This is a genomic window from Xylanibacter sp. (genome assembly GCF_057607445.1).
On record NZ_DBLZAX010000009.1, the window covers coordinates 1 to 25218 of the forward strand.

Annotated in this window: 26 protein-coding genes; 13 read left to right on the plus strand and 13 right to left on the minus strand. The window is 39.1% G+C overall.

From position 1 onward, the window contains the following. Nucleotides 1–323: 323 nt before the first annotated feature. Complete coding sequence (locus tag ACZMIG_RS08165; protein WP_022161830.1) at nt 324–1532, minus strand: site-specific integrase; 1209 nt, start codon at nt 1530–1532, stop codon at nt 324–326. Between the two features lie 712 nt (nt 1533–2244). Between ACZMIG_RS08165 and ACZMIG_RS08170 the strand changes: the two genes are divergently transcribed. The 6 genes from ACZMIG_RS08170 to ACZMIG_RS08195 all read left to right on the plus strand — a co-directional run bounded on the left by ACZMIG_RS08170 (nt 2245) and on the right by ACZMIG_RS08195 (nt 4187). Continuing rightward, the gene (locus ACZMIG_RS08170) at nt 2245–2439 is read left to right on the plus strand and encodes a hypothetical protein (RefSeq protein WP_075316826.1); all 195 of its coding nucleotides are present in this window, start codon (nt 2245–2247) and stop codon (nt 2437–2439) included. Nucleotides 2440–2450: 11 nt separating this feature from the next. Further along, the gene (locus ACZMIG_RS08175; RefSeq protein WP_022161829.1) at nt 2451–2771 is read left to right on the plus strand and encodes a hypothetical protein; all 321 of its coding nucleotides are present in this window, start codon (nt 2451–2453) and stop codon (nt 2769–2771) included. A gap of 1 nt (nt 2772) precedes the next feature. After that, entirely contained in the window at nt 2773–2943 is a 171-nt protein-coding gene (locus ACZMIG_RS08180) for a hypothetical protein (RefSeq protein WP_022161828.1), read from the plus strand. Between the two features lie 2 nt (nt 2944–2945). Continuing rightward, nucleotides 2946–3308, plus strand: coding sequence for a hypothetical protein (locus ACZMIG_RS08185; RefSeq protein WP_022161827.1), 363 nt, complete (start codon nt 2946–2948; stop codon nt 3306–3308). 56 nt (nt 3309–3364) lie between these two features. Further along, nucleotides 3365–3727 carry a hypothetical protein gene (locus ACZMIG_RS08190; RefSeq protein WP_022161826.1) on the plus strand — a complete coding sequence of 121 codons (363 nt, stop codon included), beginning with the start codon at nt 3365–3367 and terminating at the stop codon, nt 3725–3727. A 241-nt stretch (nt 3728–3968) separates the two neighbouring features. Beyond that, nucleotides 3969–4187, plus strand: a complete 219-nt coding sequence (locus ACZMIG_RS08195) for a hypothetical protein (RefSeq protein ID WP_367882678.1) — start codon at nt 3969–3971, stop codon at nt 4185–4187. 15 nt (nt 4188–4202) lie between these two features. On the opposite strand, the gene ACZMIG_RS08200 is transcribed toward ACZMIG_RS08195, so the two are convergent. Next, nucleotides 4203–4457, minus strand: coding sequence for a helix-turn-helix domain-containing protein (locus ACZMIG_RS08200; protein ID WP_022161824.1), 255 nt, complete (start codon nt 4455–4457; stop codon nt 4203–4205). Between the two features lie 596 nt (nt 4458–5053). Here ACZMIG_RS08200 and ACZMIG_RS08205 point away from each other — a divergent pair. Together ACZMIG_RS08205 and ACZMIG_RS08210 are read left to right on the plus strand one after the other, a co-directional pair. Further along, complete coding sequence (locus tag ACZMIG_RS08205) at nt 5054–5635, plus strand: type IV toxin-antitoxin system AbiEi family antitoxin domain-containing protein (RefSeq protein ID WP_022161822.1); 582 nt, start codon at nt 5054–5056, stop codon at nt 5633–5635. Next, a complete protein-coding gene (locus ACZMIG_RS08210) occupies nt 5635–6519 on the plus strand; it encodes a nucleotidyl transferase AbiEii/AbiGii toxin family protein (RefSeq protein ID WP_022161821.1) in 885 nt (294 codons plus the stop codon). The genes ACZMIG_RS08205 and ACZMIG_RS08210 overlap by 1 nt, the downstream gene beginning before the upstream one ends. A gap of 62 nt (nt 6520–6581) precedes the next feature. On the opposite strand, the gene ACZMIG_RS08215 is transcribed toward ACZMIG_RS08210, so the two are convergent. The 4 genes from ACZMIG_RS08215 to ACZMIG_RS08230 all read right to left on the minus strand — a co-directional run bounded on the left by ACZMIG_RS08215 (nt 6582) and on the right by ACZMIG_RS08230 (nt 10639). Further along, nucleotides 6582–9815, minus strand: coding sequence for a DNA primase (locus ACZMIG_RS08215; RefSeq protein ID WP_022161820.1), 3234 nt, complete (start codon nt 9813–9815; stop codon nt 6582–6584). Further along, on the minus strand, nt 9812–10015 hold the full coding sequence (locus ACZMIG_RS08220) for a hypothetical protein (protein WP_022161819.1): 204 nt from the start codon (nt 10013–10015) through the stop codon (nt 9812–9814). The genes ACZMIG_RS08215 and ACZMIG_RS08220 overlap by 4 nt, the downstream gene beginning before the upstream one ends. Before the next feature lie 100 nt (nt 10016–10115). Further along, on the minus strand, nt 10116–10427 hold the full coding sequence (locus ACZMIG_RS08225; protein WP_022161818.1) for a hypothetical protein: 312 nt from the start codon (nt 10425–10427) through the stop codon (nt 10116–10118). A gap of 20 nt (nt 10428–10447) precedes the next feature. Next, on the minus strand, nt 10448–10639 hold the full coding sequence (locus tag ACZMIG_RS08230; protein WP_022161817.1) for a hypothetical protein: 192 nt from the start codon (nt 10637–10639) through the stop codon (nt 10448–10450). A 146-nt stretch (nt 10640–10785) separates the two neighbouring features. Here ACZMIG_RS08230 and ACZMIG_RS08235 point away from each other — a divergent pair, with 146 nt between their 5' ends. Further along, a complete protein-coding gene (locus ACZMIG_RS08235; protein ID WP_022161816.1) occupies nt 10786–11238 on the plus strand; it encodes a helix-turn-helix domain-containing protein in 453 nt (150 codons plus the stop codon). Between the two features lie 556 nt (nt 11239–11794). Here the strand turns inward: ACZMIG_RS08235 and ACZMIG_RS08240 are convergent. The 7 genes from ACZMIG_RS08240 to ACZMIG_RS08270 all read right to left on the minus strand — a co-directional run bounded on the left by ACZMIG_RS08240 (nt 11795) and on the right by ACZMIG_RS08270 (nt 19004). After that, on the minus strand, nt 11795–12508 hold the full coding sequence (locus ACZMIG_RS08240; protein WP_021854207.1) for a LytR/AlgR family response regulator transcription factor: 714 nt from the start codon (nt 12506–12508) through the stop codon (nt 11795–11797). Further along, nucleotides 12480–13559 (minus strand): sensor histidine kinase, encoded by a 1080-nt coding sequence (locus tag ACZMIG_RS08245; RefSeq protein ID WP_418874311.1) that lies wholly within the window; start codon nt 13557–13559, stop codon nt 12480–12482. Before ACZMIG_RS08245 ends, ACZMIG_RS08240 begins: the two co-directional genes overlap by 29 nt. A gap of 42 nt (nt 13560–13601) precedes the next feature. Next, entirely contained in the window at nt 13602–14840 is a 1239-nt protein-coding gene (locus tag ACZMIG_RS08250; protein ID WP_021854205.1) for an ABC transporter permease, read from the minus strand. A gap of 118 nt (nt 14841–14958) precedes the next feature. After that, a complete protein-coding gene (locus ACZMIG_RS08255; RefSeq protein ID WP_021854204.1) occupies nt 14959–15726 on the minus strand; it encodes an ABC transporter ATP-binding protein in 768 nt (255 codons plus the stop codon). A gap of 11 nt (nt 15727–15737) precedes the next feature. Next, nucleotides 15738–16925 (minus strand): efflux RND transporter periplasmic adaptor subunit, encoded by a 1188-nt coding sequence (locus ACZMIG_RS08260; protein WP_418874312.1) that lies wholly within the window; start codon nt 16923–16925, stop codon nt 15738–15740. A gap of 9 nt (nt 16926–16934) precedes the next feature. Continuing rightward, complete coding sequence (locus tag ACZMIG_RS08265; RefSeq protein WP_288951074.1) at nt 16935–18260, minus strand: TolC family protein; 1326 nt, start codon at nt 18258–18260, stop codon at nt 16935–16937. Nucleotides 18261–18401: 141 nt separating this feature from the next. Next, nucleotides 18402–19004 carry a riboflavin synthase gene (locus ACZMIG_RS08270; protein WP_303053371.1) on the minus strand — a complete coding sequence of 201 codons (603 nt, stop codon included), beginning with the start codon at nt 19002–19004 and terminating at the stop codon, nt 18402–18404. A 621-nt stretch (nt 19005–19625) separates the two neighbouring features. On the opposite strand from ACZMIG_RS08270, the gene mltG reads away from it, so the two are divergent. From mltG to ACZMIG_RS08290, 4 genes are all read left to right on the plus strand, one after another. Beyond that, nucleotides 19626–20651, plus strand: a complete 1026-nt coding sequence (mltG, locus tag ACZMIG_RS08275; RefSeq protein WP_487889417.1) for an endolytic transglycosylase MltG — start codon at nt 19626–19628, stop codon at nt 20649–20651. Between the two features lie 260 nt (nt 20652–20911). Continuing rightward, nucleotides 20912–22630, plus strand: coding sequence for a glutamine--tRNA ligase/YqeY domain fusion protein (locus tag ACZMIG_RS08280; RefSeq protein ID WP_288951070.1), 1719 nt, complete (start codon nt 20912–20914; stop codon nt 22628–22630). A gap of 4 nt (nt 22631–22634) precedes the next feature. Continuing rightward, entirely contained in the window at nt 22635–24062 is a 1428-nt protein-coding gene (locus tag ACZMIG_RS08285; protein WP_288951067.1) for a tetratricopeptide repeat protein, read from the plus strand. A gap of 594 nt (nt 24063–24656) precedes the next feature. Beyond that, nucleotides 24657–25073 carry an EamA family transporter gene (locus tag ACZMIG_RS08290; RefSeq protein WP_021854197.1) on the plus strand — a complete coding sequence of 139 codons (417 nt, stop codon included), beginning with the start codon at nt 24657–24659 and terminating at the stop codon, nt 25071–25073. Nucleotides 25074–25218: the final 145 nt, after the last annotated feature.

A 25218-nucleotide genomic window follows, 5' to 3' on the forward strand; every position in this document is an offset into this window, starting at 1 on the left:
AATTTCTTATATTATTCCCATAATAATACTTTCCTATTATTGGGGAAAAGATGGAAAAAGTTGTTTTTAACCATCTTGAGTGTACTTCTCTTTTTAAGAGACGGACATTGTAATAAAATCCACTGATTATTAAATATATAAATAATTTAGAATACTCTTTTACTCAACAAAGTGCTGAATATTTTTTGTTTGATATACTTGTTTTTCTAAGAAATAGCATATTTTCGTCTCAATTATAAAGTATTCTCATTATATTTCCATAACTTTGTACTCGGTGTACTTCTCTTAAAAAGAGAAGAGCAAATTTGCTCAACAAATTAAGCTTACAATAAATTAAGAATAGTACTATTTGCCTTATCCACAATAGATGTATCAAGAGAATCAAGATAAATACGTGTTGTTTTTTCCGAATCATGTCCCATTGCTTTGCTTATGGTTGCAATAGGAATCTCTTCTTTTTGCGCAATGCTTGCCCATCCGTGACGGGCTACGTAGGTAGTAAGTGGTATAGAAAGATTTATGAGTTTGCCAATCTTCTTTAGATTCCGGTTAATTCGATGACATTCATTTTCATATTGTTTTCGATCATTTTGGTCTTTATTTCTGATAATAGGTAGCAAGTAATTAGTGTTAGAAGTGTCGTATTTGTCAATGATTTCTTGCATTTGTTTTTCCCATTTAATGAACAATAACTGGTTGGTCTTATGGCGACGATAAGTTAAAACTCCATTTTGTAAGTCTTTTTTCAACAGAAATGCCATATCTACAAAGGACATACCACGAGTGTAAAATGAAAAAAGAAACATATCTCTCGCATATTCCATCGAAGGATGCAAGGTTAGATCTAAATCTCTTATTTGCCGAATAACCTCTATCGATACTGCACGTTTCACTGTTTTGTCGATACCTGTATAGACTTGTTTGAATGGAAATCTTTGAACGGTTAGTTCTTTGGCTACGGCACGGTTGTAGATTGCTCGTAAATTACGCATATAGAACGAGATAGTGTTTGGACATACTTTTACGGATTCCAGATACGTTTCATATGCTTCTATTATATCAGAGTTCACTTCTTCTGGTAATAATTCCTTGTCATTACGGAATCGGGAGAAACTTTTCAATGTAGTAGTATAACTCTTTACTTTACTTTTTTTTCCTATCTTTTTAAGATTTTCAATTTCTTGACGAGCAAAAGCGATAAAACCATGTCCTATTATCGGATGTAAAAATAGATATACAATTTTATCTGCCGTATACACCTCGCCACTCCGTTCTAGTCGGTTGATAATACTTTTCAGTTGTTTGGTATCATCTAATAAAGTTTCCTTCAGCGAAACCAAATAGTTTCGTCGTATAGAATCTGATTCTACTGGTAAAACGAGGCATTCTTTTTCAGCGTTCCATTCTTGCGGAAAGACTTTATACCCTGAACTAATTTGTCGTACTATCCGATTATGTGTTACTCGATAAAATAAGGTACCCTCATTCTCTGTGGAAGAGGATGCACGAAATTTGATTTTAATTGTTGCCATACTTCTATTCGATTGAGTTGCTATATAATATATAGAATATTAGGTCAGCTGGCATCTGACTATACATATATCACTATAAATCAGTATTTTGTCCTAAAGGTATGGCTTATGAAAATTGCTTGCAATACATTAAACATTGGATTATGTGAGAGGTTATGAGATTTTGTGATACTATGAAAATTCGTTTGCTGACTTACTCCGTGTCTATGACACCAAGTAAGTTCCAGCTGACAGGTTACTACGATTGATGGAAGTTTCCAGTCCGTTGCCATAGAGAGAGCCTGCAAGACTACGCTTTGCTCCATTTTACAGGCTCTCACAACGGCAACGGCGTTTCAGAATATTCTTCATATATATGGATACTTGCCTGCAAGGTGATAATCTGTTCTCCGAAAAATGTAAGACGAATGTGGCTTGACAACCATTTGAGTCTCGTAGTCGGGAGCCGTTTTTTACGTGCAAAGCTACTGCGGACAGGGAGAACGTCAAGTGTCGCTGGCGCTTTCGGTCGGAGGGCTTGACGGCAGCCTTCCGCAAATTTTCCCGTTCCTCCAAAATTTGGGTATTCCGTCCGCGCTCTCTGATCTCACACTTGCCTTATCTCCCTTTACGTCCGCAGTCCGGCCTGCACGAAAAACGGTTTTCCCGACCACGAGGCTCAAAGGAGCTTCACAAGAGGGAAAAGAATTGAAACCTCCAAACTTAAAGGATTATGCGAGTAAGAAAAATGACTATCGAGCAAGGACGAAGAGTTGGCATAGACCGCTTTCCCAACTTTCACAGGACAGGAAGTGTCCGAGGCATGAAGAGGCTCTATTATGGGAGCAGGTGTTTACTGGTGCGGTGTGGCGATTATATCTACAACGTGTCACCCGAACCTTGGATTTATTATCAGGCAACCATCTAAATTGTAACAATATGGACTATCAGGAATTTTCAGGAGCGACAGTCTCCGGGCAGGACGAGGCTTTCGCCCAAGAGTTTGCAAACTTCGTGAACGGACGGATGTGTTCCGCCGACAAGACCGGCAGGGAACTGACCAGAGCGCACCGCTACCTCCAGCAGCAGATGTTCAAGGTATTCATCGGCTTCATGCGGCAGTTGGCGCACAATTACCAAAATGGCTTTTATGACGAACGCAACGAGTGGGCTTCACGGCTCGCTTCGGAAGCGTACCAATATCTGATTGAAAGAGAACTTATTTATGACCCCGAATTTTCAAACACTAAAACTTACTGATATGTGGGACGATACAGATTTTCCGGAATACGGACAGCAATGTGAGCTGATAGCACCGTGGCGTGGCTATCATCGTGGTACAATCATCGCCAAAACCGCAAAAGGCTTTACCGTGCAGTTCAGCAGCGGAGCGGAAATAGACGTTTACGAGGACGAAATTAAATTTGACTGATTATGTGCAGGCTTATGACACCCATGTTGGAGGAAGCCTTGAAAGGCTATCCCCTTTATTCCCAAGACGGCAAGGGAAAGGACGCTGTTTGCCGTGCGGTTTTTGCTCTCGGTTCTGTCCGCTGGTTCATTCTTGAAGGAGAGACAGAAGGTAATGACACCATTCTTTTCGGTATAGTTGTCGGACTTATGGAGGACGAGTACGGCTACATTTCACTGAACGAGCTGTCGGAAGTGGAGCTTGACCTTACGGCACAAGGCCTTGGCAAATTGCAGGTACGGCAGCAAATGAACTTCCAGCCTGCACCGCTTTGCAGGCTGAATGACCACCGTCTGCAACGTTTCCTTGCGAGATTTGAAGATTGAGTTTATAAACCGTCAGCCGTGGCTTGACACTACGGCTGACATAAAACAAAAACGATATGCGCAAAAAAGACAGAATAGATACAGTTGTCCGATGCGGTGAAACGAACGGCTGGAATGTAAGTGCGGATGCCGGACAGAAGAATGGGATAGTCATCTTCGAGTTTTCAAAATTCACTCCGGCAGGGCAGAACTTTTCCTTTACGGCTACAATGAAAGGCAAAGACCTTGACAGTCTGATAACGGACATGGAGAACTATTACGATGACTTCGACGTGGACGAGGAAACGTATCTGTGGCTTGACAACAGGGGACACGGAAAAAACGGAGCACCTTACCGTATGAGAGATGTACTTGAAGACATGGAAGCGGCAGAGAAAATGGTGGAGGACCTTCTTGACGCAATCAGAGAAATAGCATAGGACTAAGACTATATTAAGCAGCCTGCCATGTTTCAAAGGGAATATGGCGGACCGGCTTATGTTTGTTTCATAACAACTGACTCATACTGACATGACAGACGACCAAATTATTCACATTGCAGCCATAAACGGCTGGAATGTATCAACGAGAATGGAAAACGGCATTCGATGCTTCAATTTTAAGCGGAAAACACTTGGCGGTGTAGCGTTCTGTTTTACCGCTGAAATGAAGAATGGCAAGATGGAAAATCTTATATCGGAAATAATGTCCTTCGTGGATGCCATCAACCCCGAAGTGTGTGCGTGGGAGTGGATGATAAAGTCCGGAGCGACATCCCCGGCACGCTACCTGCAAGCCGTTGCGGACATGGAGGACATACGTACAAAGGTATGGCTTCTTGCCTGCGACTTGTCAAAGGCAACAGGTAAAAGTCCGTTTACGCATCATTGGCTAAATTGACCGGAACGGAAAGCGTCAGTGGCATCCGACCCTGCCGTCTTTCCGTCTGCGGCCTTTCTTCGGGAGACCGGCTGCTTTATAGGCTATCAAGTCCGCTCCACGAAACATAAGTTTCGTCTTGTCCTGCATTTTCACAAAAGGCAAAGGCCTTTCGGGATGACTGATATAGGCATAGACAGTACACCTGTGAACACCCAAATAACGTGCGGCTTCACTGACGGAGTATATCCGACCGGGAAGAACTTCCAAAAACAACTTGTGTAAATCCATATCCAACTTCGCTTTGCCATAAAGATAAAATCGGAATACATATATATCAATACGTTAGATATTGGAATATCAGCTATTTAATGGGATTTTCAAGAAATATGTGTTATCAAACGCTGTAATGTTTAAGACTACATTGAGAAATGTATGCGTTACAAGAAAACAAGAAGGGCATATATTTAGAGGTTGACAGCGTTGACAAGGGAGCCAACGTCAAACGTATCTTATAAGGTTTGCCATAAGCTACTATCATACAATATATTATCTTTTTCTTTATTAAAAGAAGAAATAAATAGTATATCGTGATTTGTCAACCTTTGGCTCCAAATATCTTGGGTTTTTCTGAAAGTGGCTACCTTTGTCAACGTTTGTCAACGCTGATTTTCAATATAAACTATTTGGTACTAAATGTATTATGCTTTGTCAACGCTGTCAACATGAAAATATGTGCAGATATTTTTTTGAAAGTTATAGGAAGTCTTAGATAAGATTAGATTCTAGTATAGGGGATTTAATTACGGAAAATATTTATATTATCCGTAGATAAATACCCATTATTCGGATAAATTCAATAACTTTGCAATAGAAAATACCAAGATATGGAAAATATAACAGATATGTTGGCAAACAAAGGTGGGGTTCTGTCCGTAAAAGATCTTTCTAATCGCTCTGAATATAAACGAGTACTTCGAGCTGTAGAAAGAGGCGAACTTATACGGGTACGCCAAGGGGTTTATGCTGAGCCAACAGCTCTTTTCAGCACGATGGTAGATATAGAGCGAATAATACCTGGCGGTGTTGTATGCCTATATAATGCCTGGTCTTATTACCAGCTTTCAACAACTGTCCCCCCCGCATTTTGTATAGCCATAAGAAGTAAAAGAAAAATTGTTCTTCCAGATAGTATTCCTATACAACTTTATTATTGGAAGGATGAGTATTTTGATATTGGTGTTATTGAACAAAATGTTTCCGGTCACACAATACGAATGACAGACTTAGAAAGAAGTGTTTGCGATGCCATCAAGTATCGAAATAAAATTGGTATGGATATATGTGCAGAAGTCGTAAGAACATATCTGAAACGGAATGACAGAAATCTTAGTCGCTTATATGATTACGCTAAGAAATTGAGAGTATATAAAACACTTAACTATTTCATTGAAATAACATTAGAATAATGAAAAGAAAAATAACCAATTACGGGAAGTCCGTCAGAGAAAAGCTCCTGAACTTGAAAAAAACTTCCGGCCATGAATATATGTATTTATTAGCACGGTATTTTAACGAACGGCTGCTGTATCGTGTTTCAGTAAGTCAGTTTAAGGACAACTTTCTATTGAAAGGTGGTTCGCTTTTGTATGCAATGGATGGATTGGATGCCCGACCTACCGTGGATGTTGACTTTATGGCAAAAAGAATAAGTCGTGACAGGAAACATTTGGAATCTGTATTCAAAGAAATTCTAAGTATTCCTTGTGAGAAAGATGGTGTTGTATTTAATGTGGATAGTATCAGAGCAGAACCTATTACAGTGGAAAAAGAATATCCCGGGACCCGCTTTTATTTTACCGGATATTTGGATACTATTGAACACAATATGTCTATTGACATCGGTTTTGGAGATGTGGTTACGCCATGTCCTGAAACTGTGGATTTTCCATTACTTCTACCTGATAATCCATCCATTAATATTCAGGCATATTCGATAGAAACCGTAGTAGCTGAGAAATTCCATACAATGATAGATCGTGATGTACTGAATAGTAGAATGAAGGATTTCTTTGATTGCTATCAGATTCTTACAACAAAGGATATAGATAAGACTACATTACAAGAAGCAATCAATGCAACTTTCGAAAACAGAAAATTGGAATATAATCCCAATTTGAAACTGTTTACTGACGATTTCAAAACAGATCCTGAGCGAATTAAACGCTGGCAGTTGTTTTTGAAAAAAATCAAATGGAAAGTCAATATTCCTTTTGAAGAAGTCATGTCAGTTATAGAGAACAATCTGAAAAGTTTAATGGAAACCTATTTCCAGAAAGACAGATTAGAATAATCTATTTAATGCCAAGTGTTTAATCCGAAATCAGATGAAAACACTTGGCTTTAATGTCACATTCAATATCCTTCTAATTCTGTATTATCAGATACAACTTCCGTTTCAAGTTCAAGTCCGAACGTATCCTTTAATTGCTGGTAGTCAAAACACAATGCTTTCGGACGGTTCACCTTGACCTTCCTGACCTGCTCGCCATTGACAATCTCAATGGAATATTCCGGCAGACCACTTGGAGACAGAATCGTAAACCTATCCTGTTTCAGACCGAGATACGACGGATGTGATTTCAGATACGACAGGATGGTGGACCAGTTCGATCGGTTGGCCGTAGCGTTCATGTTCCGGCTGTTGAACAGGGAGGCTATGGCCGCCATGTTCAGGTAGAGGATAGGACGGGCCTCGTTGAACTCGATGTCTTCCCTGACAGAAAGAGGTCGGAACGATTTCATGTAACGGATACGGTAGTGAACCCGGTCAATGCACTTCCCTGATGTCTGGAATCCCTGAAGCATGTTCCAGAAGTCGGCAATCTCCGAACTCTCCTGGGCCAGCTCGTTCTGAACACGTATGCCTTTTATGGCCGTATCAAACAGTTCCGTATAGGTAAATGGAACGTCTATCACTGTTTCTAACGTGCGGAAAGCGGCCAGCGGAATGACCCAGTTGCCGAAAATACGGTCATGGATGGTCTCGTTCTCTAACTTCGTGGCCAATTCACGCTTCGTGATGGAATAGATTTCCGGAAAATTCTTCTCGAACAGCTCCCGATGGTTCAGTATTTCCAGCGTGAGATGCGTCAGCCCCAAATTACAGAGAGCCACCAGGTCTTCATAATGTTTCTTCTCCGCCTGGCTGAAAGAGGTTTTCGAGAAGGTAAGGAAGATGACACGGGTATAAAGTGCCATGTCCTGCGTGGGCTTGTCCTGACCGCAAAGCACCACGCCGGTAGTGACGATGGTCTGTGCCGCCATCCCGTCCGTGCCCGTATTCTTCTTGGTCTGTCCGCCGCCTCCCCACAGTCCTTTCAGATAGGCTATCTTGCGGATGTCAAGGTCGTTCTTGTATTCGTCCAGCACGACAAGGGTATTGACCGCCTGCGATACACGGTCGTTCATGGCAGGAACGGAGGTGACACCCAGGTTGGGCGGATCAACCCCGTGCAGGAAGAAGGACTGGAGGGAGGTGGCGAGCGTGGTCTTGCCGGTTCCCTTCTCGCCAAACAGGTTGAGTATGGGGAAATGACGAGTACGGCTGAATATGATGTCACGGAACAGGGTGGCAAGCAGGTAGCAGAAAGCGACGTTCGCGTTCTCTCCGAATACCTCTGTCAACCTTGACACATAATCATACAGCTTTACCCCGTTGCGGTTCTCGTGTACCATCAGCCGCTCGAACTGGAAGATTTCCTGGTTGTGAATGTAGATTTTGGATGTGGCCGGTATATAGAAAGCCTTGCCGTTATCACCCCTGACGATGCCCAGTTCATTGACAGCCCTGAACGAGCCGCCGGCGAATATGCCGTTGCCAAAGGCAAAGAAACCCTCTGTCGCATTCCAGCCCAGTTTCCGGACACGCTCTGCCGTATCGGTCTTTGAATAGAGGTATTCCTTGACACGATTGAGCCTGTCTATCTTGGCCAGCCATACATAGTTGCCTAGTGAACCGACCTTCTGCTGGAAGTTGCTTAGTGAACACAGTTCAGACTCCTTCAGCTCGACGACACGGCAGACGTTGTACATGTTCCTCATACGGAAAATACGGGTACCGTTGTTCTCGTCCTCGATATGAAACAGCGGTTCCATGACAAAGTTGGATATTCTGACCGGCTCGTCATCATCCTCGCCGACGGAATAATAGCAGTTCTCACGTACAAATAGGCCGAACTGGCGCAGCAGTTCCGCCTCACGCTGCATCTCGTTCATGGAATCGGAGCGGTTGCTTTTCCTCCGGGCTTCACCCCGTGCCTGTGATACGGCATCACGCCACAGCTTTACCTTGCCGTGCAGCTTTGAAAGCTGTTCGACGCACTGGTCAAACACCAGCTGGTCCTTCACGTAACGCAGCAGGTCGGCTATTTCAGAGACACATTTCCGTTCCTCCACCAATGACGAAGCCACGAAGAAACGCTTTTGTGCCAGCCAGATGATGAAATGCTTCTCGGCCAGTGAGGTATAGTCCTCCCGACAACGAATGAAACTGTCGGCATCGTTCTTGCCGTATTTTTCTTCACCCGTATCATTTGCTATTTTTGCGAACGGAAGTTCCCTGACCGTCACATGGAAGCCTTTCCTGATTGCGGCAATTCCGTTTGTCATGACCGCCTCGAACCCTGGACCGTATGGTTTACCCTCTGCCACATCCGAATCCGGTATGAAGCATAGGGACGAGGTGAACTTTTTCAGTTGGTCGAACTGACCGTCCGTCCATGCCGTACCGAGAGCGGCCACCGTATTCTCATACCCCACGGACTGCATTCGGAGTACGTCCGGCGCACCTTCCACGATGATAAAGTAGTCCGCATCCCGCTGGCGGCTTGCCCTGTCAATGCCGAAAATCGTCTCACCTTTGAAATACACCACGCTGGTGGCCGAGTTGATATACTTCGGAGCTTTCGGATTGTCACCGATGTACCTAGCCGTATAGGCGATGATGCGTCCCCACCTGTTCCGTACAGGAATCATGATGCGCTGGCGGAACATGGCATACACGCTGCCGTCCTCGCCACGCCGGAGCATCCCAAGCTCGAACAGCTTTTCCTCGGCAAGAGACTTCTGTCGGCAATACTCCATGAATGCGGAACCGTCCTTGGGCGCATAGCCGATGCCTGCCACGGAACAGAACTCCTCCGGCCATCTTCCATACGCATATTCACGTGCCTTGGAACACTCCTCACTTGTTCCGGCTCTCAGTTTTTCAAGAAAATAGCTTTGCACGCAGTCCAATGCAGCCAGCAAGGACTCCCGGTGCTTTGTCTCTGCAACCTGTTCATGTGTACGTTCCTCGTCTGTGTATTCTACCGGAATATTATTATTTTCAGCTATGAACCTGACCGCTTCGATGAAGGAAAGATTCTCCTTCTCCATAATGAAAGTGATAGCGTCACCGCCACGGTTACAGCTGAAGCAGTGGAACAGGTTCCTGTGTGGGGACACCGCGAACGATCCGGTCTTCTCCGCATGGAAAGGACAAAGCCCCATCAGTGTCGAGCCTTTCCTTGAAAGGCTGACATAAGGTTTGAGAACATCCTCTATGGCAAGTTCCCTGACTTTGCTTATGGTGGATTCGCTGATCATAATGTCTTCATAAGATTCCAGCAGTCGATGATGGACTGCCCGGAGAATTTCGGCCGGCACGGGTTGTTCGGGTTAAGCGGCGTAATGTAGCCGTTGTCCCGGTACTTTCGGAGCGTCTTATGGCTTATGCCCAGTTCGGCACAGGTCCGCTTGGCAGAATAGACTCCTTCGGGGTCGCAGGTTGGTTTCAACTCTTTCATTTGCGATACGTTTATATGGTTATACGTGCCACCCCGAAAAGAATATTCCGTGACTATATTGCCGGGGCCGGCTTTCTTTTCAACATAGCCACAACATTGTTTACTTTTTCGGTTCCTTTCCGCATCCTTTTTCCGTATGTCCGTTATCAAGATAATCCTGTACCGTGCGTTGCAGGAGGCGGAGGTCGGCCGTTCTGTACTCTACCTTGCCGGGCCTCTTGTATGCCTCGACCTTTCCCTGGCGTCTCCATCTTTCCACGTTCCTGCGCCCGAAGATTTCATAAGCCTTCCTCTGGCTGACAAACTCCGGGTCGTCACGGTCCGTTTTCAGCATTCTGACAATCCTTGCGGAAAGGTCGTTCAGGAAGGTGTCGTATGGAATCAGGTGATCCACAAACTGAAGCAGTTTCATATCCGCATGATTTTAATCCTTCACAAAATACGTTTGACTGTAATCGTATGCTTTTCCCTGTCAGTCCTGGTCTTGAACTGGCGGTTGTAGATGGCACCCAGTTCGGATGCCTGGGTACGGACGCTCTTCAAGCGTGAAATGGGGAACGTGACGGTGTCGCCGACTTCAAGCGCCACGAGGGCGGGGCGAATTTTTTCCATGTTTTCTGCCATAATTGTTGGATGTTTAATATTTAATGTTTAACTTTGTCCTCAATAAATGAGTGTTTTAACGCTCACAAAATAACACAAAAAGGTTTATATAGCCAAATATTTGTTTGATGAATTTTGATTTAAGGTTCAATTATTGATTTAATCTTATGACAATAGATATAAAAAACGTGCATGTGGGAGAGGCCATCGACAGGCGTCGCAACGAACTCGGGCTTAGTAAATCCGAGCTTGGGCGAAGAATCGGTGTTCCCCAGCAGCACATCAACCGCATTCTCGAAAGGGAGACGATGGAGACCAACCGCCTTTTCAAAGTGAGTGAGGCACTGGGCTTCAATTTCTTTTCCCTTTTCTGTCCCGTGCAGCATCAGATTTCCGCATACCTTGCGGCGGTAACACTGGACGGGAATGCAAACAACAATATCGGAGATACCGAAATTGCTGCACAATTGACAAAGGAACAGGCTGTCGTAGAAAGCCAAAAGGAGACCATCAAACTTCTGAAAGAGCAGATAGACAGCCTGAACGCACAGATTACACGTCTTGATTCCAATCTGAAGGACAAGGACGCTATTATTGAACTATTAAAAGAAAGGAGGTAACAATAACAAAACTATTCAATCTACCTATTTTGTTAAAAGTAATATTTAAGTAATAACCCAGTAAACAATTCCAAGGGGATTAGGAAATTAAATATAATTTATAAGGTAGTGTTGTACAGAAGTTTACAATAAAGTTGTAAATTACTGATTATCAAGTTGAAATTACTGCGGCGATCGCTGCCGTAAAAGATATAAACTCTAAGCCGATACCCCATAATCAAAACAACATTAGATAAATATTCGCTTACTTTAGGCTTACACTAAATACATAAGTATCAGAATATTAAATCTATATCGGTATGGCGCAAGCTGCTGTTGAGGAATAAAGACTAAAAACAGTTAACAATAAAGATAGGCGGCAAGTAATATACTTGCCGCCTATCTTTATATTACATTCGTATTCAAAATAATATGAACATGAGCATTATTCACATAAATAAAGGAACTTCTCATGTCATTCTGCTCTTCATTACCACAATTTCACCCACATAAGGATAAATACGTATATCATTTAAAATATAAATTACATAAATATCCCCAAGTAGCCTTCTGTCTATTATTGCAAAATATGGTTATCAATAAAACTTTGGAACTGATTTTTATAACTTTCTGAAACAGGAATAATCGTACTGCCAATAATGATGCGCCCACGATCAATCATCTCCACTTTTGTCATATTGACAATAAAAGACCGATGAACTCTCATAAAAGGCGGATGTGGAAGAAAATCCTCCAACTTCTTCATGTTCATAAGAGACAATACTGGTTTCTTGTTATCAACAAGATACACTTTAATATAGTCTTTTAGGCCTTCGATATAAAGGATATCATCAAATCTAACCTTTACTAGTTTATACTCACTTTTAATATACAAAAACTTGTCTTGCGACATTGTCTCCTGACGATTCATTGTCTTAAACCATTCAACAGCCTTATTGACAGCCATAACAAACTGCTCATAACTTATCGGTTTTAAAAGATAGTCTATAGCATTAACCTTGTAGCCATCAATAGCATAACGGTCAAAAGCCGTTGTAAAAATAATACGAGTTTCCTTCGGTATAATATTAGCAAACTCAAGCCCACTAAGTTCAGGCATCTGAATGTCTAGAAACAACAAATCAACAGGATTATTTCTTAACACTTTCATTGCAGAAACAGCACTATCATAAGTTCCTGTAAGTTTTAATTCAGGAGTCTTCTCTGCATAACTGGCAAGCAATCTCGCTGCTAATGGTTCATCATCTATTATCGCACAATTTAGTATCATAAATAATAATTTTAGAGTAATATATTTTATTTAAATCATCTACACCTTTTATCCATTCATATTTATCTTTATATGCAAGGTCCAAACGCTTCGCAACTTGCTTAAGACCAATGCCATGACCACTTTTATCTGAATTATTTTTAGGGAAATTGCTGTTTTTTATTTCAAACTCAATTTTTTCACCATCAGAAAACAGATTGATTGAAATAAAGCTAGCCATAGTAGGACTAATACCATGTTTAAAAGCATTCTCAACTAATGAGATTAATATTACCGGCGCAATGAATATATCATTAGAAGGCGGTATGGATATATTTAATTTTATATTAACGTTTTCACCTGTTCTAATACGCATTAAATCAACATAATGTGTAATAAAATCAGCCTCTTCTTTCAAGGTTATAGCATTTTTCTGTGTACCATAAAGCATCTGACGCAATAAAGCGCTCAAAGAAAGAACGGCCTTCTGTGCCTTTGTCTGATCAAAAGAGATAAGTGCATATATATTATTTAATGTATTAAGCAGAAAATGTGGATTAATTTGGTTACGCAAATTTTTTAATTCGGCCTCTGTTTTTTGTATTTCCATTTCGCGTCTTGCGGCTTCGGCCTTTTGCCATTTCATCGCAAGACACAATAAGGTTCCCACTGCTGCAGAAAAAGCAAATGAACAACCATTGCGAATGGTCAATGATAAGAATACAGACATTTTTGTAAAGCGTTCATGTTGTGGTGGCGTCCAACCAGCCTCCATCTCACGTATATGTATATAATCCATCATAAATTGCATACATATCGCCAATATTGTAATAACAAAAGCGTTAATTACAATATAAACATTTTTTCGACGACTTGAAATTATGCAACGTGGAGCAAGCCAAAAATAATTAAGATAAAATATGACGCACATAAACGCAGGGAAACACAAGCGGATAAGATACATCACGGCATCATACTGTATGCGCTGTGGAACAAAGATAACCGAAGGCAAGGCAACGATAATCCAACAAAACAGATGAAAAATAATTAAGAATGCGTTCTTTTTGCTCATAGTTTCCAATCAATTCTAATTTCTTAATCAATTCATATTAGCCTACTCATACCTAATAGCTTCTATCGGATCAAGTTGAGCAGCCTTCTTGGCCGGATACCATCCAAAGAAAACTCCAGTTGCCGTACAGACAAAAAAGCTAAGGAATACACTCCAAGGCTGTATAAGCACTGGCCATTTGGCAAATATATTTACTCCAAAAGTAGCACCTATACCCATGAGTACCCCAATTAATCCACCAGTAACACTTAAAAGAATTGACTCTATGAGGAACTGGCTCAGGATGTCTACCCCTCTTGCTCCGACACTCATACGCAAACCGATTTCACGAGTACGTTCAGTAACACTGACATACATGATGTTCATTATTCCAATACCTCCTACGACAAGAGATATGCCTGCAATACATGCCAACAAGATTGTCATTAGGTCTGTCGTTGAGTTCATCATGGTAGCCAACTCTTCTTGAGAACGTATATTAAAATCATCCTCATCGCCTTCAAAATCATCTGTGGCATCCTTTAGTTTATGCTGAGAACGTAAAATCGATGTAATTTCTTCTGTAGCTTTATCTGTCAAGTCCTCAGTAAGAGCAGAACATGAAATACTCTGTACGTAGGTTATAGCAAGTATACGTTTCATAACAGCCGAATAAGGCGCAAGCACCAAATCGTCCTGATCCATACCCATAGAATTGTATCCTTTACTTTTCAGGACACCTACAATACGAAAAGGAATCGTGTTAAAACGTATAACCTTCCCTACGGGATCAGATCCATCAGGAAAAAGATTATCAACAACAGTTTTTCCAACAACACAAACTTTTGCACTAGACTTTATATCTTCATCTGAAAACATCTCTCCGTCTTCAACGTCCAATTTTCGTATTGTCAAATAATCCTGGTTCACTCCATATATCGTTGATGGTGTATTGTTATTACCATTGATAAACTGGCCAGAACTATTTACCACAGGACTTATTGCACTAATATATTTGCATTGATCTTTTAGTGCTTCATAATCTGTCAATTTAAGCGTTTCCATTGAAGAAGCTTCTTGTCGCACACCTCCACGCATATCCTGCCCAGGCATAATCATTATCATATTTGACCCCATTTCGGATATTTGTTTTTGTATACTTTGCTTGCTGCCCTGTCCTATTGCCAACATGGTAATAACCGATGCCACACCAATTATTATACCAAGCATCGTAAGAAAAGAGCGCAGCTTGTTTGCAGCTATCGCACGTAATGCTATCTTAAATAAATTGGTTATACTCATTTGTTCTTTAATCTCTTTTTAAACCTCAGCTTTTAAATTTCCCAAAGGTACGATAAATCTACATTATATGAAAGTCCGAGCTCATATAAATACGAATTAATCTCCCCATATAAATAAATCAATCATCTCGAGAAGGCGGCAGCTCTGCAAGAGCTTTAGCAGCAGAAAGAATGTTATTATTAACTTCATCACTTCTTACAATACCATCACGAAGCACTATATTCCGACTCGAATAATTCGCAATATCAGGATTATGCGTTACAAAAATAATAGTTCTTCCTGCTGCATGCAATTTCTGGAATAGGACCAATATCTCGAAAGACGTGCGCGTGTCAAGATTTCCTGTAGCCTCATCTGCAAGTAAAACAGCAGGATTATTGACCAATGCACGCGCAATGGCGACACGTTGCATCTGACCTCCAGACATCTGATTTGACTTATGATAAAGACGATTGCCCAATCCGACAGCCTTCAGAGCTTCTATTGAACGCTCACGACGTTCTTTTGCACTAATACCAGGATTGTACATTAAAGGAAGCTCTACATTCTCTATACTGGTTGTCTTTGGCAAAAGATTATAATTTTGAAATACAAAGCCTATCTTGCGATTCCTCAATACAGCCCTTTCCGGCTTTTTCATTTTACGTACAGATATGCCGTCAAGATAATACTCACCACGACTAGGAGTATCGAGACATCCTAATTGATTAAGAAGAGTTGATTTACCAGAACCAGACTTACCCATTATGGTAACGAATTCTCCTTCATATATTTTAAAAGATACACCTCGCAGGGCATGTACAGTCTCATCACCAACATGAAAATCACGAAACACATTCTGAAGTTCAATGACTACCTTACGATTATCTGAATTAATATCTGACATTTCCTTATTAATTATTTTTTCTTGTTTTGACCAGGCCCTTTTGGAGCAAACGGACTAGACTCCTGCATTGAAGCCTCAGATGGCGGAACAGCATTGCCCCCATTGCCCATACCGACTTTTATCTCTGTTATTATTTTTGCACCTTTTTTGATACCACCAAGCAACTCTGTATTAATTCCATCACTGATTCCAACAGTTACAGGATGAGCCTCAAAAACATTATTACTAAATGTCCAAACTTTTTTACTGCCTTTACAATCTTTTATTACAGCATCTCCTATCAGTTCCTTTGTAGGAGTAAACCTTAATGCCTTATTCGGGACACTCAACACATTAGATTTCTCAAGTGTATAAATTGTAACATTGGCAGTAAGACCTGGTTTTAACTTTAAATCCTTATTAGGAGCACTAATTACCACCTCATAAGTAACAACATTATTAGTTGTCGTGGCCTCCTGCCTAACCTGAGTAACGGTACCAGAAAAAGTGTCATCCGGATAAGCATCAACTGTAAAAGAAACGCGTTCTCCTTCTTTAACATCACCAATATCAGCTTCATCAACATCTGCAATCACTCTCATGTCCGTAAGATCTCTTGCAATAGTGAACAATGTAGGAGTTTCAAAGCTAGCTGCAACAGTCTGCCCTTCTTCAACCTCTTTTGACAGTACAACTCCATCTATTGGTGATGTGATAGTAGCATATCCAAGATTAGTCTGAGCTTTCTGAACACTCTCTTTTTGCTGTCTTACTGCATCTTGTGCCTGACGGTATGACAATAATGCATTCTCATAATCATCAGCGCTAATTAGACCTTTTTTATATAGCGCATTATAGCGTTTATAATTAGCCTGCTGGTAACGCAAGTTACTAGTTGCATCGCTCAAATTAGCCTTTGCAATATTTAACTCGCTGATAAGATTTGTCTTATCCAGTTCAGCTATAACCTGTCCTTTTTTTACAACAGTATTATAATCGACATAGATTTTATCAACTATACCAGAGACCTGTGTACCAACGTCAACAGAGGTCACAGGCTCTATCGTACCTGTCGCTGTAACACTATTAGAAATATTGCTCACACCAACTACAGCAGTGTCATATGAAATCTCATGCTTTCCTTTGCCGCAGAGAAACAAGCTGCAACAAACAACGATAATGACAACGACTGCCAAACTAATGATAATCTTTTTCTTCATTTTACCGGGTTATATTAAATTCATTTCTTCACCTTTATAGAAATTAAGTAGTTGCAAATAAAGAATAGTCATATATTTGCTCTCTAAACGACTCTGCTGAGCATTAAGTAATACTGTTTTTGCATTAGTAAGCTCAACAATATTTTTAAGACCTAAACGAAATTGTTCACTTAAAAGCCCATAACTTTCTTCTGCACTACTAACACTAACTTGTGCCGACCTAAAACGCTGTTGATTTGTCATCGCATTTATCCAAAATCCTTGAATTGTTAAAGCAAGATTACTTTGAGCATCTGCAACTTCAAGTTCTGATTGCTGAAGCCCCATCTTTGCCTTATTAATTGCTGTTTTAGTTGAACGATTGTCAAATATTGGTATACTTAAGGTGACGCCTAGCGAACCATTAAAATTGCTTTTCATTTGATTTGTCCAATTTTGCCCGATACCTGTTAGCGTGTTTGTCCCCACTCCTCCAGAAAGACTTATTGTGGGACTATAACCAGCTTTAGCAATCTCAATATCCAAATTACTGGCCTCAACACCTAATTTTGCATTTTGCATTTCCGGGCGAAGCGAAAGAGCATTATCTAAGACTTCTTTTGCAGAAGGTATAACTCCAAGAGCCTGTTCATCTGTTGAACTAGGCAAAGCTATGTCAAAAACATAATCATAGTTTAACCTAAGAAGGTTTTTCATCTGAAGCTTATAATCTTCTAATTCACCTTTAATATTTACAAGATTATACTCATCTGTAGCGACCTGCGCATCAAGTTGAGCCAAATCAGCTTTTGACAATGAGCCGACATCGTACATTTCCTTTCCCCTTGCCGCATTCTGTTTACTTATCTCAAGTATTTGAGCGTTTACATCAACAGCTTCGCTGACATATAAAATCTGAACATAAAGCTGGACGATCTGCTCCTGAATACTATTAACATTTTCTTCTAAGCTTAAATTGGCCTGCTGGCTTGTTATCTTCTGCAATTTTATATTGTTATGATTTTTATTTCCATTCCATACAGTCCAAGTTGCATTTAATCCATAATCGCCAGCATAGCTACCTTTGTCCGTTTGAGATTTATCACCACTTAAAAAAGGTTGATAACCGGCCTGATGAGTAGTTGAAAACGACAATGACGGAAAAAGACTTGCGCTTGCCTCTTTAACATCTTCTTTTGTAGATGCAACAGAAAGGATACCGGTTTGTATCTTTATGTTGTTCTTAATCGCATAATCAATGCATTCCTTTAAAGTCCACTGTTTTACCTCGCCAGCGAACGCTATCGCAGGTGTCAAAAACAATGCACCGATCATAAAAAATTTTGTTATCTTCATATCCTTGCATTAAATAATCTGTATGCAAAAATAAGAAGAAAAAAAATACATAAAAAACAAAATGGATATATGTAACTACTTAGTAGAGACAATTATCCATTTTGTCGATTTTCGCCAAAAGTCTTAACAAAAGTTATTTAATTATGATAAAGAACTTAACCTGGCTATATACTTCCCAAGAATATCAAACTCGATATTGACCTTACTTCCTAATTTAATATCACAAAAATTTGTATGTTCAAATGTATAAGGAATTATCGCGACCTGAAATGTGTCCTCGGTCGGGTTACATACAGTAAGAGAAACACCATTTACCGTTACACTACCTTTATCTACTGTAAAATATCCACGACGAGCCATCTCTTTGTCAAACGGATATTTAAACGTAAAATAAGTACTACCGTTGGCGTCTTCAATATTAATACATTCAGCCGTCATATCAACATGGCCTTGCACAATATGCCCGTCAAGACGTCCATTCATTATCATTGAACGTTCAACATTAACTTTATCACCAACAGATAACAAGCCAAGATTTGAACGCTCCAATGTCTCCTTCATGGCTGTAACAGTATACTCATCATTATCAAGGTTCACAACAGTAAGACACACGCCATTATGTGAAACACTTTGGTCTATTTTCAATTCATTTGCAAAAGAACATCTGAATGTATAATTTACATTATCTTTATCTTTTTCAATTGCAGACACTATAGCCATATCTTCTATAATTCCAGAAAACATAATAATGATAACTTTTAAATTAAACAATATGGGCAGGATACAATCCTGCCCTTTATACTGAAAAAGACCGTACCAGTGATGTGATGAAACTCCGAGCAATATAAGGATTTGAGAGCTCTCCGCCTTTGTAATCCACCGGCTTTACAGCTATATCATAAGATATTGTGGCCCGCCATTAGCAAAAGAAGTCTTCTCGGTTTTCAGTTTTAATTTGATGAGTATCCCGATCGAACTAATACGGTCTGTATTTACATCTTTTGATGATGCAAAATTACATATTTATTCTCAATGCTGCAAATATTTCAATACGATTTTTATGAATTAGCATATAATACTTTTTCATTAGCAAAAAACTTTTAGTATTCCACAATACATAGCATTAACATTTATTTTAGACTGAATAGAATACGTCCTTAGTCACAAGCATTTCATTATAAATCATTTATCTTGCTTGAACTACTCCATTACATGCATTAATCACTCACCTTATGTACAGCCAAATAAAATGACCCGACAAAATAAAATTCAATATCACGAAACATAAAAAAATAAAATATAATTATATTCTATTCTAATTCAAAAATAAAATGTAATTTTGCGCCCGAATAAAAAACCACAGAAATGAAAAAGGCAACATCAAAAAAAATTCTAATTGTAACAGCTATTTGCGCTGTAATAGCATGTCTTCTTTGCTATTATTATTTATTTTCTTCAATGTCTACAAAAGAAAACAACACATATGTATATATAGATGATGACGATAATATTGACTCTGTATATGCAAAACTTGAGCCTATAGCAACAAGCAACTCTATGTCAGGCTTCAAAATATTGGTAAAATACAGTTCATATACAAAAAATATCAGAACCGGACGATATGAGATTGAAAAAGGGAATGGCGCATTTACAGTGTTCAGAAAACTAAAAAATGGCCTTCAATCATCAGTAAACCTTACAATACCAAGTGTAAGAACTGTTGATAAGCTTGCTGAAATCATCTCAAAGAAAATGATGATGGATAGTTTGTCAATACATAAAGCACTGACAGATTCTGCAACATGTGCAAAATACGGATATACAACACAAACAATATTGTGCATGTTTATCCCAAATACATATGAATTATATTGGAACATTTCCGTAGACAAATTTCTAGAAAAAATAAATAAAGAAAACAAAAAGTTCTGGAATTTTGAGCGGACTCAAAAGGCTAAAGCCATGAACCTGACAAAAGAAGAGGTAATAACAATGGCAAGTATTGTTGACGAAGAAACTGCAAACGACCAAGAAAAGCCTATGATTGCAGGAATGTATTACAATAGATTAAAAGCAGGAATGCCATTACAAGCAGACCCGACTATAAAATTTGCATTGCAGGACTTCAACATAAGGCGCATTTACAATAACATGTTGACCGTTAAAAGCCCATATAACACATATAAAAATATAGGTCTGCCTCCCGGCCCAATAAGGATTCCAACTGTTGCGGGCATCGATGCAGTGTTAAATCACGTTCATCACAATTATTTATATATGTGTGCAAAAGAAGATTTTAGCGGTACACATAACTTTGCTGAAACATATGACGAACATTTAAAGAATGCAGCAAAATACTCTGAAGCATTAAATAAAAGAGGAATTCAATAATCACAATATATGTCAAGTGCAGGACTATGATTTTAGAGGATCTAATAATAAGATCACTAAATCATAGTCCTGCATTGTTTAATGCATATAAATTAAGACAAAGATTAAATTAAACGGTAAACCTAGTAAATATTAGTTGCAATTTCTTAGTTTGTCTTTGATTACTAATAACATAAGCCACACAAAACGATAAAAACGACTACAATTTGTTTTGTTTTGTCTTAGGTTTACATTATCTTTGCACAATAATTCAGATTATTATGGTAATGAACGAAGAGATTAAGAATGAAGAGAAGAAAAGTCTTAGCTTTGTTGAACAACTAGTAGAAAGCGACTTGGCAGAAGGTAAAAACGGAGGAAGAATACAAACACGTTTTCCGCCTGAGCCAAACGGATACTTACACATAGGACACGCTAAGGCTATTTGCATGGATTTCGGTGTCGCTGAGAAATACAACGGCATCTGCAATCTACGCTTCGATGACACAAACCCAAGCAAAGAAGATACCGAGTATGTTGATTCTATTCTTAATGATATAAAGTGGCTGGGATTTCATTGGGAAAACGTTTATTATGCTTCTGACTACTTCCAACAGCTTTGGGATTTTGCCGTATGGATGATCAAAGAAGGAAAAGCATATATAGACGAACAGTCAAGTGAAATGATTGCCGAGCAGAAAGGGACACCAACACAGCCCGGCACGCCATCGCCCTATAGAGACAGACCTATTGAAGAAAACCTTGAGCTCTTCAATAAGATGAACACTCCTGACGTGGAAGAAGGCTCTATGGTTCTACGAGCTAAACTTGATATGGCAAATCCGAATATGCATTTCCGTGACCCTATTATGTATCGTATAATACATACACCACATCATCGTACAGGGACAAAATGGCATGCATACCCGATGTATGACTTTGCACATGGACAAAGTGATTTCTTCGAAGGAGTAACCCATTCAATATGCACACTCGAATTTGTCCCCCACCGTCCACTCTATGATAAGTTCATTGACGAACTGAAAGTATATAAAGGTGAAACAGAAAACATCAATGACAATCGTCCCAGACAGATTGAATTCAATCGTCTAAATCTTACATATACTGTAATGAGCAAACGTAAATTACATGCGCTTGTTGATGAGCATAAAGTAAACGGATGGGACGATCCTCGTATGCCGACTATTTGCGGTATGCGCAGAAGAGGGTATTCACCAGAAAGCATTAGAAACTTCATAAAGAGTATCGGATATACAAAGTTTGATGCTCTTAATGATATGGCACTTCTCGAAGCTGCTGTCCGTGACGACCTTAACAAAAGAGCTATAAGGGTTTCAGCTGTTGTCAATCCCGTGAAACTTGTTATCACAAACTATCCGGAGGGTCAAACCGAAGAAATGGAGGCAATCAACAATCCTGAAAACGAAGCTGATGGAAGCCACATGATTACTTTCAGCAGGAATCTATGGATCGAACGTGAAGACTTTATGGAAGATGCTCCTAAAAAGTTCTTCAGAATGACTCCAGGAAAAGAGGTACGCCTTAAAAATGCATATATAGTTAAATGTACAGGATGTACAAAAGACGAGAACGGTAACATTACAGAGATACAAGCCGAATATGACCCTATCAGCAAAAGCGGCATGGAGGGAGCAAACCGCAAAGTAAAAGGAACGCTACATTGGGTAAGTGCAGACTATTGCCAAAAAGCAGAAGTAAGAATATACGACCGTCTGTTTAACGTGGAGAATCCTTCTGCTGACGAAAGGGATTTCAGAGAGCTTCTTAATCCAGACTCACTCACAATTATCCCTGAGTGTTATGTTGAAAAATTCGCAGCAGAAAAGAAGCCGGGAGAATATCTGCAGTTCCAACGCATTGGATACTTCATGGCCGATTTAAGTTCTACCCCCGACCATCTTGTTTTCAACAAAACAGTCGGCCTAAAGGACACATGGTCTAAAATTAATAAAAATTGAATAGATGTCATATAATAACTCTGAAGATTATTTTGAATCAAACGAATTCAAAGCCACTCTGAAAAAATTTGAAGAAGCTGAAAGGAGTGGACAGGAAATAATATTAGATTCCGAAGAATTTGTTGATATTGCTGAATATTACTATAATCATGGCAAAGTTAATGCAGCAATAGAGATAATCAACAGAGCTATAGACCTATATCCAGGAGCTGCCGCTCCGCTTTTATTTAAAGCGAGAATGGCACTTCTGGATTACAATGACATTAATAAAGCCAATTTATACGCAGACTTAATTAACGACAAGAATGATTTAGAATATTTCTACCTCAAGGCAGAAATAATGATTAATGAGGGTAAAATAGAAGAAGCCGACAACTACCTTGAAAATAAATACGAAGAAATTGATGATGACGAAAAAGACTATTTTGCCATTGACACAACAGCTTTATACATAGACTATAACATTATAGGAAAAGCAAATAAGTGGATAAAGAAATCAGAAGCAGTTGATACAGTCGAATATAAAGAGCAATATGCAAGGATTATGATGGAAAATGGCGATTATAAGAAAAGCCAAGAGCTATTTAATGAATTAATAGACAATAATCCCTACTCCACTCAATATTGGAACTCGCTTGCATCTTCACAATTTTTATGCAATAATATTGAGGAAGCCATACAAAGTTGTGAATTTGCCCTTGCAATTAACCCTGAAAATGCAACGGCGCTCCTAAACAAAGCAAACGGTCTGTATAATCTCGGGAATTATAAAGAAGCCTTGAAATATTATACAAGATATTGCGAACAATGCCCTAATGACGAAAATGGCGAGACTCTGATAGGATTCTGCAATATGTTGCTTGAGGATTATCTTAATGCCATTAAACATTTTCAAATTGCAGAAAGATTATCTGCACAGAATTCTCCAATGCTAACAGACATTTATAAAGACTGGGCATTTGCATTATGCCGTCTTGGAAGAATTGACGAAAGTATGACAGTCCTTGACAAAGCACAAAATATAGGATGCGACCAAAATGAATTGTTGGTTTACAGAGGCAGCCTGCTTATCGGGAGCGGACGTTTTTATGAGTCTAAAAAATATTTTCTTAAAGCAATCAAAGACTCTGACTACTCTCCAAATATTGTAATGAAGACCGCAATCGTTATTTACGAAAGCGGAAATATTAACGTAGCATACAAGATGTTTCAAATGCTATATAAGAAATATCCTAATTGGACTAAGGGATACGCATATTATGCAGCCATTTGTTACTCTCTAAATAAAGAAGACGAATTTCTGAAAAATCTTAAAAAGGCAGTAATATTTTCACCTGAAGAAAGTAAAATTGTATTAGGAAAATTATTTCCAGAAGATATGGAAACAAATTATTATTACCAATATATGCTCAACAAACTTGGTAAATCATGATAAAGCTGCATCAACTAAAGATTTATTAAATACTAACTATCTGAAGACTAGGGAGAAAAGTATCCTGCTAAAATTTCTATATTTAATCAATCAAATTTCATCTTTATATTTTCATATTAATTAAACAAAGAAGGATAATAACCTCATTTATCATGAAGCAGACAGAGGCGTTTTCCTTGACTTGACATCAAAGCATAAACATATAAATTGCGAAACATAAAAGACAAATTAATTTCCCTTATAAAAATCGAAACATTTAGCATCATTCTCATTATACTTTAGTACGAATTCACCACAAAGCACGAATCATCAATAGAAGAAAGCACAAAATAGTTTCAAATTGAAAACCTATTATTTACGTATAAGAACTCAGTAACTTTTGAACAAAAAGTGGCTGAGTTTTCATGCATAAACCATAGGATTATCTCATTGAAACAAATGCATACATAAAATTTAAGTTGAATAATTTAATCTGCGACAATGAAAAATGCTCTTAAAGAAGAAAGATATTATTTTTCTATAAAAAATTTCATTATATTTGTTTTTAACATATAAATAATGTATTTTTACGTCACAATATGAATATAATGTATTATGTGGAAATATTACGCATTATTGTCCGCTCTATTTGCCTCATTAACAGCTATATTTGCCAAAATAGGCATTAAAGATGTAAATTCAGACTTAGCTACAGCCATAAGAACATCAATAATAGTATTATTGACATGGGGCATTGTTCTATTTTGTGGAGTTGAAGATAAGATTAAGGATATAAGTTTACACTCATGGCTATTTCTTATTCTATCGGGTATAGCCACAGGATGTTCTTGGTTGTTTTATTTTAAAGCTTTACAAAATGGTGATGTTTCACGCGTTGCCCCAATAGACAAACTTAGTGTTCCACTAACTATATTTATGTCATTTATAATATTAAAAGAACCTATCAGCTTTAGAACCATTGCAGGCGGAATATTAATCACAGGCGGAAGCATACTCTTATTGTTAAAATGAAGATACTTATAATTGAAGACGAAAGAGAACTTTCAGACAACATTGTTACATTCTTAAGTTCTGAAAATTATTTGTGTGAACAGGCATTCACCTTTGCAGATGCAAAAATGAAAGTGCATTTATATGAATATGAATGCATTGTTCT